Origin of the sequence: Caproiciproducens faecalis (assembly GCF_019448085.1) — a bacterium.
Classification (GTDB): domain Bacteria; phylum Bacillota; class Clostridia; order Oscillospirales; family Acutalibacteraceae; genus Caproiciproducens; species Caproiciproducens faecalis.
This window is the reverse complement of record NZ_JAGFNZ010000001.1, coordinates 395,214-407,407: the sequence shown is the minus strand read 5'-3', so window position 1 is coordinate 407,407 and position 12,194 is coordinate 395,214. Positions and strand designations below refer to the sequence as shown.

The window sequence follows — 12,194 nt, the reverse complement described above, 5'->3', positions numbered from 1 at the left end:
ATTAAACAAAAAAGAGGTAGGACAAACATGGTAAAAACCTTGCGAAAAAATAACAAAAAAGGCTTTACTCTGGTCGAGCTCGTCATTGTCATTGCAATCCTCGCGATTCTGGCAGCTATCGCCATTCCGACTGTCAGCAATGTTATTTCAACTGCGAATACAAATGTAGACAAAGCCAACGCGCAGACGGTAGAACTGGCGCTCAAATCCGCTCAGGCGGAAGCAACTGCTAAAACTTGGGATGTAGATGCGGATACTGTTACAGTTAAAGCGGCTCTAGAACAAGAAGGAATTCCTGAGCTTCCCACTATTAAAACCAGCGGAAACTACCGTATCAGAAATGGTAAGGTGAAAATTTCGGCCAATAAGGATGACGGCGTAAAAATCGTTATGGATACCACTACTACTCTGAAATCCGTGTTAGAAAATAAGGACGCAGAAAGCTAAATAAGGGAAACTTATTTGCTGACTTTTACTATGTCAAGCCCCGGGAAACCGGGGCTTGTTTTAGCTGTACATGAAAAAATCTATTGTCGCAAATAATAGGATATTGTATAATACAGGGAGATCGTCATTGAAATAAGAAAAGTGTGGTGTCAGCCGCTTTGAATGTTATTCTGCTGCAAACTACCCGCAGTGCACTGTATCTGACCTGGGTAAAATATACACGCAAGCCGGTCTTTGGACTGCCTCAGTGCTTTGAGCTTCCCGAAAGCATGCGTGACGGAAAAGAATGCAATGATCTTCCCGCTTTTGCAAGATATGTGCAGGAATGCGCAAAATCGGTGAAAATGGGAACCAATAAAATTATTTACTGTCTGGAAGACGACCATATCATCAGCAAAGAGTACCAGCACCTGCCGTGTAAAAAGAAGGATCTGCTCAAGCTGGCGGAACTGGAAGCCGAAACGGTGCTTCAGGACGGCGTTGACGAGTATATGATCCAGAACTACGAATACAATCGCGTGAATCCGATGACCGGAAAACTGACAAGCTCCCTGTTCGCGGTTAAAACCAAACTGCTTGGCGAAATCCGGAAGAACTTTTCAAAATACGGCCTTCACGTCATTAAGATTGTACCCCCCATCAGCGGCTTACTGCACGCGGGCAAAAAAATTCCGGCCGAACGGAATCAGACAATTGCCCTGCTCGATTTTGACTATACAAAAACGCGGCTTGTCCTTTTTCAAAACGGAATGCCCGTTTTTCAGCGAACCTTTGAAACCGTGTTTGACGATATTGTAGAAATCATCATGAGAAACCGTTCAGTATCCTTTGCAGACGCGGTCAGAAGCGTGACTGCTTACGGATTCACAGTGGAAAACGATGAAACGGCTGCACAGCAGATTTCCGATCTGCTGGACGCCTGCGTCAGCGAGGCTATCCGCAATATCCGTATGGTACTTTCCAGTGAACGTCTGGAACTGAACCGGCTGATTTTGTGCGGAGGTCTTTCGATTGTTCCCAAGTTTGATGAATTCTGCGCCAAGCTGGAACTGGACATCCCAATCGAAAACGTCGCTTCGTGCTCCGTCCCCCAGCCCGCGCTCAACGCGGCCGCAAAAAGGGCGGGCTTCCAGCCCTCCGCTTTTTATTCGGAAGCCGGACTTCTGTCCGCCAAAAAATCGGAGGACATTGACTTTTTGCTTCTGGTAAAGGCAATCTCCAGTACACACGCAGCAAATGTAGCCGTACTTGTCCTTATCACTCTGCTCGCCGTTGGGGTCATGGCGCTGGAACCGATTGTTTACCTGTCCGCGCTGAAACAGCAGGCGCAGGACAACTCTTCTCTGAACGGTTCCAAATATGAGGCGGTAAAAGACCTTTTGCAGGAACAAAGCGAACTGGAACAGCGGCTTTCCAAACTAAAAAATGACCAAAAGCTGCTTCCTTCCGGCAAAAGCAACGCAAAAGAAATGACAGGCCAGTTAATCAGCCAGATTACCGCAAAAGCAAAATCGGTGGACAGCTGCGATCTGGATAATATGACCGGCACCGTCGCCCTTACCTTTACGACCGCAAACTATAACGGCTATCTGACGATTAAGAATCAGGTGGAGTCCAACGGCTATTTTTCAATTGCCGTTCCGTTCCGGGTCGATATCGGCACTGACGGCGGCTGCACCTGTAGCGTATCCCTAAAGGTGAAGGACTTTACTCCTTCCGTATCGGGCGGCAAGGAGGGCGGACAGCAATGAAAAGTATCAAGGTATCCGGCGTACTGCTCTATCTGTTCGGCTTTTCCCTGATTCTGCTGCTTTACGTCAATTATGTATTTTTACCCCTGAACCAGAAAGTTTCCACGCTGAACGAAGAGCACCTCAGCAATCTGGAACTGGTACAATCCTATGAGCTGCAGTCGGCCCGGTTCAGCGACCTGCAGCAGAAGATAGACGGCCTGAAAACACAGCTGAACGAAGAAAAGGCCGATACGACCGTAACGGGAAAAAATGTTGCCGAGGATATCGGAAAAATTGTCGGTTCCTCCGGTGTCACCCTGAAAAGCATTAATGTCGGCGCGGAGCAGGCCGAAAAGGGCAAAACCGCCGCAAGCGGAAAACAGCTTTACACGGCATCCGTCGAACTGAATGTCCTGTGCACACAGGCACAGCTGCCCGCACTGATCGGTTATTTTGAAAAGGAATCCAAAGGGGTCTATTTCGTCAATCATGTAAAATACACGGCGGGATCGGACAATACCGGAAAAGTCGACGCTGTGCTTACCATGACCCTGTATTACTTTGCCGAAGGTGTCAAATAATGAGTTCGCTGAATTTAGCGGATGCACAGCGGGTTTACGACTTCGTTGTCTGCCTGTTCTGTATCCCCACCGCAGCCGTCCTGGCAAACCTTAGTGTCGGATTGTTCAACGCGCTGCCGGCAAGGTGGTTCTGTGACTACGACGAACAGCCGGGCGATGACCTCTACCGCAAAAGGCTTTTTTTCAAGCCGTACGGAATTCGGATGACGGTTGTCCTTTCTCTGTCGTTTATTATCACCTACTTTCAGTATAAAGGGAATATTCTTTACTTTTATGCTTTTTGTGCCGCTTGTGTTGTTCTCTTAATGATTGCGGAAGCGGATCATAAATATTTTATTATTCCCGATCAGTTCACACTGGTTCTGTTTGTGATTTTCGCCGCCGTTTCTCTGTACGACCTGCTCAGCGGCAGCCGCCTGTTTCACGCAAACTGGCTTTCTCCGCTGTACGGCGGAGCCGCCGGCCTTGTTCTGCTGTTTCTTTTTGCCGCCGTGGGCAGAATCGTCTACCGAAAAGAAGCGATGGGTTTCGGCGACGTGAAGCTTTTCGCCGCCGCGGGAATCCTGACGGGATTTCCTGATTTCTTCCTCGTATTTTTTATGACCATTTTCCTTGCGTTTTTCTATATCCTCTATTTGCTGCTGCGCAAGCGGTTCCGGCGGGATCTGTCTATTCCGCTGGGGCCGTATCTGTGTCTCAGTCTGCTTTTGTTTATGACATTTCACTGCCAGATTCAGTCCTTTATCGTCTGGTATATGTCTTTGCTGAATATGTAAAGGAGCCTATCATGAAAATTACGAATTTAAAGCTTGGGCAGATTTTAATAAATTCCGGAGTGCTCACCGAAGAGCAGCTTCAGCTGGCTTTGGAGCGCCAAAAGGGCACCAATGTGCGCTTGGGGAAAATTCTGATTGACAATCGTTTTCTTACGGAAATGCAGATTATCCGCTCGCTGGAAAAACAGCTTTCCATTCCCTATCTCGACCTGTCTTCCGTCAGTGTGGATCCTTCTCTTTCCTCACTGGTGCCGGAAGATCTGGCGCGCTCCAATCTGATTGTTCCGATCAGCCGCTCCGGCAGCATCCTGACCGTGGCGGTTGCCGACCCGCTGGATTACAACGGGATTAACGACATCGGCATCTACACCAAATTAAAGGTGAATCCTGTCATTGCGGAACGAGAGAAGCTGGAAACGAAAATCCGCGAGCTGTACACCACGCAGAAAGCGTTTGCCGCCGCGCGGGAGCTTTCCGTTGCGCAGCCGGATATCCCGCTCGATCAGATGGAAGGCCAGAGCGGGACGGATCAGCCGATTATCCGTTTCGTCAATAATATGATTGAACAGGCCGTTCTTCTGAAAGCGAGCGACATTCACATTGAACCCGAGGAAAAGTCCATGCGTATCCGCTTTAGGGTGGACGGGCGCCTGAGCCTTTACATGGAAACCAGCGCCGAACTGATTCCCTCTGTGGTTTCCCGCATCAAGTTTATCGGCGGGATGAACATCGCTGAAAAACGCATTCCGCAGGACGGCCGTATCAATTACCGAATCGGCGGCAAGGATATTGACATGAGAATCTCCATCCTTCCCTGCGTATTCGGTGAAAAAGTGGTCATTCGTATCACCACGGCGCTCAGTTTTTCACTGGTGAAGGAAGAGATCGGCTTTTTGCCGGAGAATCTTGAAAAATTCAATGCCTTGCTCCGCAACAACCACGGCATCATCCTGCTGACCGGCCCGACCGGAAGCGGTAAATCTACCACCCTTTACACCGCGCTGAAAGAGATCATGCGTGAGGATATCAATATTGTCACCGTAGAAAACCCAGTGGAAATGATTATCCCGAATATCACACAGGTGGACATCAACGCAAAGGCCGGCCTGACCTTCGCCGCCGTGCTGCGTTCCATTTTGCGCCAGGACCCCGACGTGGTGATGATCGGTGAAATCCGCGACACGGAAACCGCCGAAATCGCCAGCAGCGTGGCCATTACCGGGCACCTGGTGCTCTCCACCCTGCACACCTACGACGCGCCCAGCTCCATTATCCGTCTGATAGACATGGGCGTGGAGCCGTACATGGTGTCTTCCTCCGTACTGGGAGTCATCGCGCAGAGGCTGGTTCGAACCCTCTGCCCCCACTGTAAAGAAGAATACCTTGCGGATGACAGTGAATTGGAACTTCTGGGAAAACCCAAAGGCACCCAGCTGAAGCTGTACCGGGCGAAGGGCTGCAGCTACTGCAGCGGCAAAGGTTACCGCGGAAGAACCGCCATTCATGAAATTATGCCCGTTTCCTCCGGGATCAAAGCCTGCATCAACAGCGGAAAAAGCACGGATCAAATTCGGGAAACCGCTGTGAAAGAGGGCATGGTCACACTTGACGACAATATCAAGAGAATTGTAATAGAAGGGAGAACTTCCGTACAGGAAATGATGGAGGTTTATTCCCTGCAAATGTGAGGCTAACTAAGATGGATTTTTTAAAAATTGTTTCAGACGGCGTTTCCAGCCATGCTTCGGACATTCACCTGTCCACAAATAACCGGCCCGCTTACCGCATTAACGGCAGAATGCATTTTCTTGACCTGCCCGCGCTGACGCCGGAGGAAGCGGACGGAATGATTCGCCAATGCCTTCCTCCTGAGAAATATGAGGAATTCCGAAAATCAGGCGACATGGACGCTTCCGCGGAAATCAGCGGCTGCGGCCGCTTCCGTATCAACGCGTTCCGTCAGGTACGCGGCGACACACTGGTAATGCGTATTATCAACGCCAATACACCGGAGATTGCAGAGCTGCACCTTCCGGATTCCATCAGCCGTATTCTGGAACTGCAGGACGGTCTTGTACTGGTGACCGGCCCGACCGGGAGCGGCAAGTCGACCACGCTGGCGGCCATTATCAACGAGTTCAACAAAAACAGGCACTGTCACATTATTACGATTGAAGACCCGATTGAGTACATGCACACCCCTAAAAACAGCATCGTCAATCAGAGGGAGATCGGCTCGGACAGCATTTCTTACGCCCGGGCGCTGAAAGCCGCCCTGCGTGAGGACCCTGACATCATTCTGGTTGGCGAAATGCGCGATCTGGAATCGATTTCCATTGCCGTTACCGCGGCGGAAACCGGACATCTGGTACTTTCCACCCTGCATACCATCGGGGCGGCAAAAACCATCGACCGCCTGATCGACGTCTTCCCGCCCGAGCAGCAGCAGCAAATCAGAATCCAGCTTTCGCTGGTGCTCAAGAGTGTTATTTCCCAGCGTCTGCTGCCCACCGCTGACGGCAAGGGCCGCGTCGGCGCTTTTGAAATGATGTTTATTAACTCCGCGATCAGCAACCTGATCCGTGAGGGCCGAACGGCAAATATAGCGCAATCCATTCAGACCGGCGTCAGTCAGGGAATGATTACGCTGGAACGCAGCGTTGACGACCTGGTGAGGCGGGGGATTATTACAAGCGGCACCGCCGGGGAATTCGGCTTCGCCGCAGGCGCCCGAAATTCATAAGGTAAGAGGGAATTTTATTGCGGTATCAATACACGGCGGTTGATTATAGACATAAGAAATCCCACGGCTTTCTCAATGCCGACAGCAAAGCCGACGCAATTGCCCGGCTGCAGAGCGAAGGTCTGACCGCACTTTCCCTGACAGGCGGCGAAAACAAGGCGCAGGCCGAGCCCACCTCCATCTGGAAAATGGAAATCACCGGTTCCGACATTCATAAAGCAAAAATAAAAAAGAAAAAGCTGCTTACCATCATGAATCAGATGGGAATCATGATGAAAGCGGGCGTGTCCCTTTCCATGGCCATGGAAGTTCTCATCAGCGGCGAAAAGGACAAAAAGGTCAAACAGATTCTGGAAGAGATGAACAGCGATCTGTATACCGGCATCCCGATCTCCGAAGCCATGGCCAAATTTAGGGCTTTCCCGAAAATCGTCACCAACATCATTCAGTCAGGAGAAGCAAACGGACGGCTGGACACCGCGTTTGAACGCTGCGCAAAAATTCTGGACAAGGAAATTGAGCTGACCGCCAAACTGAAGGGCGCTACCGGATACCCGATTTTCCTCTTGTGTCTCACCCTGCTTCTCATGATGATTATGAATGTATTCGTACTGCCCAATTTTGCAAATATTTTCAAGGAATTCAATACCGACCTGCCGGTCATTACAAGATTTGTGATGGCTCTTTCGTCCTTTATTATGGCAAAATGGTATTTTATCCTGCTGGTCGTTTTTATTCTCATCTTTACCTTTATTATATTGAAAAAGAAATACGCTCCGTTTGCCACCGCAATGGACAGGATGTTTCTTCGGATTCCGGCGGTGGGATCGCTGATGAGGCAGTCCTATATTGCCCGTCTGTGCCGCATTATGTCTTCGTTGGTGGAATCGGGTGTGGATATTGTAAAAGCGCTTGAGATTTCGCGCGACGTTATCCCGAACCGCTATATGAAGGAACAGCTGACACAGATCGTTTCCGAAGTGAAGTTCGGCTCCTCCATTAACGCTTCCATGGCCAAATTCCCAATTTTTGACGCGCTGCTCGTTTCCATGATTAAGGTCGGTGAAGAATCCGGCATGCTGTTTGAAACTCTGGACAAAATGGCTTCCATGTATGAGCAGCAGACGGACGAATCCACCAAGAAGCTGACCAGCGCGCTGGAACCGGCCATGACGATTATCATCGCGGTAATCGTCGGCACAGTCGTCATTTCGATTGTAGTCCCCATGTTCAGTATATACAGCGTGATCTCCGGCAGTTAAAATCCGATAAAACAACTGTCGGCGGGGTATTCCCCGCCGATGTCTTTTGAAATTTGTCGCTTTTTTAGGATACTGCCGATTACTGTTTAAACATACCCTGGACGTCGTCAAACATGCCGTTTACCGCGTGCATAGCTTTGTTGGCGTTGCGTCTCAATTTACGGTTATTCTTCATCATGCGAGTGCCCATGGAGGCAACCGCGATGCCGGCTACCATACCGGTGCCGATTCCCCTGACAAATCCCATCGTTTCTTTATACATAACGTAAAACCTCCCGACTGAAAATATAGAACCAGTGCCTTTCAATATCATCCCCTCTTTCCTTCCGTTTATATTTGAAAATTAATGCCAAATTTTTTGAATAAAGGAGTCTCCTATGTCAACACTGAACATTGTCATGGTCGAACCGGAAATCCCCCAAAACACCGGCAACGTTGCCCGCACCTGCGCCGCAACCGGAGCAAGGCTGCACCTTGTGGGGCCGATGGGCTTCCGGATTGACGACAAAAAACTGAAACGCGCCGGTTTGGATTACTGGCATCTGCTGGACATCACCTATTACGATAGCCTTTCCGATTTTTTCAGCAAAAATTCGGGTGATTTTTACTTTTTTTCAACCAAGGCACAGCATATCCACTCGGACGTGCAGTACCCCGACAACTGCTATCTGTTTTTTGGAAAAGAGACCGCGGGCCTGCCGGAAAAACTGCTGCACGAAAACCCCGACCGCTGCGTACGGATTCCGATGATTGACAACGCCGCTGCGCGCAGCCTGAACCTGTCCAACTCTGTGGCGGTAGGTGTTTACGAGGTTCTGCGGCAATGGGGATATCCGGAGCTTTTGTGCAAAGGGCAATTAAGAGAATATCAGTGGTGATACTTTTTTAACAAACTTTTCTAAAACGACTGTTTCAGCCCGCAATATGCTTGAATTTACCGACGGATTATTGTATAATAGCGGAGGTAATTTGTATTTTCTGTTATCATAATATAAAGGAGTGCTATGCATGAACTATCTGAACAAAAAAACCGTGGAGGACATTGATGTTGCCGGAAAACGGGTACTCGTCCGCTGCGATTTCAATGTACCGTTTGATGCGGAGGGCAATATCACCGACTCAAAGCGCATTGATGAGGCACTGAAGACGATTCAGTATTTAGTCAGCCACAAGGCAAAGGTCATCCTCTGCTCCCATCTGGGCCGCCCGAAGGGTGAGTTCAACATGAAATACTCTCTTGCGCCTGTTGCCAAATACCTTTCCAAAGTACTTGGTCAGGAAGTAAAGATGGCTGCAGACGTTGTCGGAGACAGCGCAAAAAGCATAGCCGCCTCCTTAAAAGACGGAGAAGTGGAACTGATCGAAAACGTCCGTTTCCACAAAGAAGAAGAAAAGAACGACCCTGAATTTTCAAAGCAGCTCGCATCTTTGGCTGAAATCTATGTCAACGACGCGTTCGGCACCGCGCACAGAGCCCACGCGTCCACAGCGGGCGTGGCGGCTTATCTGCCCGCCGTTTGCGGTTACCTGATTCAGAAAGAAATCACCATCATGGGCGGCGCTCTCAGCAATCCGAAGCGCCCGTTTGTCGCTATTCTGGGCGGCGCGAAGGTTTCTGATAAAATCGGCGTCATTACCAATCTGCTTGACAAAGTCGATACTCTGATTATCGGCGGCGGCATGGCTTACACCTTTATGAACGCTCTTGGCTACTCCATCGGCACTTCCATCTGCGAGAACGACAAAGTTGAGCTCGCAAAGGACATGATGGCAAAGGCAAAAGAGAAGGGCGTTAAATTCCTGATCCCGATCGACAACGTGGTTGCTACGGAATACAAGCCGGACGCAGACCATAAAATTGTCGATTCCGACAAGATTCCGGACGGCTGGATGGGTCTTGACATCGGGCCGAAAACTTCCGTCCTGTTCTCCGAAGCCATTCAGGGCTCCGGCACCGTTGTGTGGAACGGACCCATGGGCGTTTCCGAATGGGACAACTTTGCTGCCGGCACGATTGCGGTTGCAAAAGCGGTTGCCAACAGCGGCGCGATTTCCATCATCGGCGGCGGCGATTCCGCGGCTGCGGTTGAGAAGCTCGGCTTTGCCGAAAAGATGACCCATATTTCCACCGGCGGCGGCGCTTCCCTGGAATTCCTTGAGGGTCTTGAGCTGCCCGGCATTGCATGTCTGAACGATAAATAAAATACAGAACGCAAAAATGCGGCAGCCGGTCTGCCGCATTTATAGCAAAATCCCCAAAATAAAAAATTGCGGAAACGCTGAATATTTTTAAAGGAGAAATGCTTTATGAACAAGAAGCTTAGAAAAGCCGTTATCGCCGGCAACTGGAAAATGAACAAAACACCTGCCGAGGCAACCGAACTGATCGAGGCAATCAAACCTCTGGTAAAAGACGCGGACTGCGACGTTGTTGCCTGTGTTCCCTACATTGACCTTGCCGCCGCGCTGGAGGCCGCAAAGGGCTCCAACATCGGCATCGGCGCACAGAACTGCCACTGGGAGAAAAGCGGCGCTTTCACCGGCGAAATTTCCGCCGACATGCTGACCTCCACCGGCGTTCAGTATGTCATTATCGGCCACAGCGAGCGCAGAACCTATTTCGGTGAAACAGACGTAACCGTAAACAAGCGCATCCGCGCGGCTCTGGACAACGGCCTTTCCGTTATTCTCTGCGTGGGCGAATTCCTTGAGCAGCGCGAACAGGGAATCACCGACGAACTGGTCGCCATGCAGACCAAAATCGCTCTCGGCGGCGTCAGCAAAGATGAATTGAAGAAAATTATTATCGCTTATGAGCCGATTTGGGCAATTGGAACCGGCAAAACCGCTACCGCACAGCAGGCAAACGAAGTCTGCGCCGTGATTCGCGCAACCGTTGCAAAACTGTACGACACCGCAAGCGCCGACGCAATCACCATTCAGTACGGCGGTTCCATGAACGCCAAAAACGCAGCGGAACTGCTCGACCAGCCCGATGTTGACGGCGGCCTGATCGGCGGAGCTTCCCTGAAACCGGCCGACTTTGCGGAAATTGTAAAAGCTGCAAGCAGGTAAAATTATTCCGAAAGGCAGGATTGGTTAAAGACATGAAAAAACCTTTAATACTGATGATACTCGACGGTTTTGGAATTGCCGGAGAGAGCGGCAACGCAATCAAAGCGGCACACACGCCAAACATAGACCGTCTTTTTGCAAATAACCCAATAACACAAATCGGCGCTTCCGGCCTTGACGTAGGTCTTCCGGACGGGCAGATGGGAAACTCCGAAGTGGGTCACACCAACATTGGAGCGGGCCGCATTGTTTATCAGGAACTGACGAGGATTACAAAATCCATTCAGGACGGTGACTTCTTTGAAAACCCCGCCCTTCTTGCCGCTGCGGATAACGCAGTGAAAAACGACGGCGCCCTGCACCTGATCGGACTGCTCTCCGCCGGCGGCGTACACAGCCACAACCAGCATCTTTATGCACTGGTTGAACTGGCCAAAAAACGCGGCTGCAAAAAAGTGTACATTCATGCTCTGCTGGACGGCCGTGACGTTCCCCCGGATTCTGGAAAAAGCTATGTCGCCGAGTGCGCTGCAAAGCTGAAGGAAATCGGCGTTGGTGAAATTGCCACCGTGATGGGCCGCTACTACGCGATGGACCGCGACAACCGCTGGGAGCGCGTGGGAAAAGCTTACGCCGCCATGGTGTACGGCGAAGGAATTCAGTGTGAAGACCCGGTTCAGGCCGTAGAGGATTCCTATCAGAAGGAAGTGACCGACGAATTCGTCGTACCAACCGTCTGTGTGAAGAGCGGCACCGTCAAAGCAAATGACTCCGTCATCTTCTTTAATTTCCGCCCCGACCGTGCCCGTGAAATCACGCGTACCTTTGTTGATCCGGACTTTCAGGGCTTTGAGCGCAAAAACGGATTCTTCCCGCTCACCTATGTCTGTATGACACAGTACGATGCAACCATGCCGAATGTAACGGTGGCCTTTAAGCCCCAGTCACTGAAGAACACCTTCGGTGAATATATCTCCGACAACGGTCTGACCCAGCTACGGATTGCCGAAACAGAAAAATACGCTCACGTCACCTTCTTTTTCAATGGCGGTGTGGAAAAACAGTATCCCGGCGAAGACCGCGTTCTGATAAACTCCCCCAAAGTTGCAACCTACGACCTGCAGCCCGAAATGAGCGCATATGAAGTTACGGACGCTTTAGTAGACCGTATTAAGAGCGGGAAATACGACGTGATTATCCTGAACTTTGCCAACTGCGACATGGTGGGCCACACCGGCATCTTCAGCGCCGCCAAGACTGCTGTAGAAGCGGTTGACACCTGTGTGGGCAGGGTCATCCACGCCATTTCCGAAATGGAAGGCGTAGCGCTGATTACCGCCGACCACGGCAACGCGGACAAAATGTACGAAGAGGACGGTTCTCCGTTTACCGCACATACCACAAATCCGGTTCCGTTCTGTGTGATCGGCTACCCGTGCACCCTCCGCTCCGGCGGAAGACTGGCGGACATTGCGCCGACTATGCTCAAAATTTTGGATCTGCCCCAGCCGTCTGAAATGGACGGAGTCAGCATTATCGAATAATTTCTTGCTGCCAAAAGCTCTTTCCCAAAAGGG

General features: G+C 50.6%; 12 protein-coding genes. 11 read left to right on the top strand and 1 reads right to left on the bottom strand.

The features are described 5' to 3' along the window. Positions 1–27 precede the first annotated feature (27 nt). The 7 genes from J5W02_RS14800 to J5W02_RS01870 all read left to right on the top strand — a co-directional run bounded on the left by J5W02_RS14800 (position 28) and on the right by J5W02_RS01870 (position 7,542). Positions 28–447 carry a prepilin-type N-terminal cleavage/methylation domain-containing protein gene (locus J5W02_RS14800; protein ID WP_219963958.1) on the top strand — a complete coding sequence of 140 codons (420 nt, stop codon included), beginning with the start codon at positions 28–30 and terminating at the stop codon, positions 445–447. A gap of 158 nt (positions 448–605) precedes the next feature. After that, the gene (locus J5W02_RS01895) at positions 606–2,198 is read left to right on the top strand and encodes a type IV pilus biogenesis protein PilM (protein ID WP_219963957.1); all 1,593 of its coding nucleotides are present in this window, start codon (positions 606–608) and stop codon (positions 2,196–2,198) included. Beyond that, the gene (locus J5W02_RS01890) at positions 2,195–2,761 is read left to right on the top strand and encodes a hypothetical protein (RefSeq protein ID WP_219963956.1); all 567 of its coding nucleotides are present in this window, start codon (positions 2,195–2,197) and stop codon (positions 2,759–2,761) included. The genes J5W02_RS01895 and J5W02_RS01890 overlap by 4 nt, the downstream gene beginning before the upstream one ends. Beyond that, the gene (locus J5W02_RS01885) at positions 2,761–3,537 is read left to right on the top strand and encodes a prepilin peptidase (protein WP_219963955.1); all 777 of its coding nucleotides are present in this window, start codon (positions 2,761–2,763) and stop codon (positions 3,535–3,537) included. Before J5W02_RS01890 ends, J5W02_RS01885 begins: the two co-directional genes overlap by 1 nt. 11 nt (positions 3,538–3,548) lie before the next feature. Next, a complete protein-coding gene (locus J5W02_RS01880; RefSeq protein ID WP_219963954.1) occupies positions 3,549–5,225 on the top strand; it encodes a GspE/PulE family protein in 1,677 nt (558 codons plus the stop codon). An 11-nt stretch (positions 5,226–5,236) separates the two neighbouring features. Further along, positions 5,237–6,280 (top strand): type IV pilus twitching motility protein PilT, encoded by a 1,044-nt coding sequence (locus J5W02_RS01875; RefSeq protein ID WP_219963953.1) that lies wholly within the window; start codon positions 5,237–5,239, stop codon positions 6,278–6,280. Positions 6,281–6,297: 17 nt separating this feature from the next. Further along, on the top strand, positions 6,298–7,542 hold the full coding sequence (locus J5W02_RS01870; RefSeq protein ID WP_219963952.1) for a type II secretion system F family protein: 1,245 nt from the start codon (positions 6,298–6,300) through the stop codon (positions 7,540–7,542). Positions 7,543–7,621: 79 nt separating this feature from the next. Here J5W02_RS01870 and J5W02_RS01865 read toward each other — a convergent pair whose 3' ends face one another. Next, positions 7,622–7,804, bottom strand: a complete 183-nt coding sequence (locus J5W02_RS01865) for a hypothetical protein (protein ID WP_219963951.1) — start codon at positions 7,802–7,804, stop codon at positions 7,622–7,624. Positions 7,805–7,919: 115 nt separating this feature from the next. Here J5W02_RS01865 and J5W02_RS01860 point away from each other — a divergent pair, with 115 nt between their 5' ends. The 4 genes from J5W02_RS01860 (at position 7,920) to gpmI (ending at position 12,161) form a co-directional block, all read left to right on the top strand. Further along, the gene (locus J5W02_RS01860) at positions 7,920–8,420 is read left to right on the top strand and encodes a tRNA (cytidine(34)-2'-O)-methyltransferase (RefSeq protein WP_219963950.1); all 501 of its coding nucleotides are present in this window, start codon (positions 7,920–7,922) and stop codon (positions 8,418–8,420) included. Between the two features lie 130 nt (positions 8,421–8,550). Then, positions 8,551–9,744: a phosphoglycerate kinase gene (locus J5W02_RS01855; protein ID WP_304518465.1), complete on the top strand. Its 1,194-nt coding sequence runs from the start codon at positions 8,551–8,553 to the stop codon at positions 9,742–9,744. Between the two features lie 105 nt (positions 9,745–9,849). After that, the gene (tpiA, locus tag J5W02_RS01850; RefSeq protein ID WP_219963949.1) at positions 9,850–10,617 is read left to right on the top strand and encodes a triose-phosphate isomerase; all 768 of its coding nucleotides are present in this window, start codon (positions 9,850–9,852) and stop codon (positions 10,615–10,617) included. A gap of 32 nt (positions 10,618–10,649) precedes the next feature. Then, the gene (gpmI, locus tag J5W02_RS01845) at positions 10,650–12,161 is read left to right on the top strand and encodes a 2,3-bisphosphoglycerate-independent phosphoglycerate mutase (RefSeq protein ID WP_219963948.1); all 1,512 of its coding nucleotides are present in this window, start codon (positions 10,650–10,652) and stop codon (positions 12,159–12,161) included. Positions 12,162–12,194 lie beyond the last annotated feature (33 nt).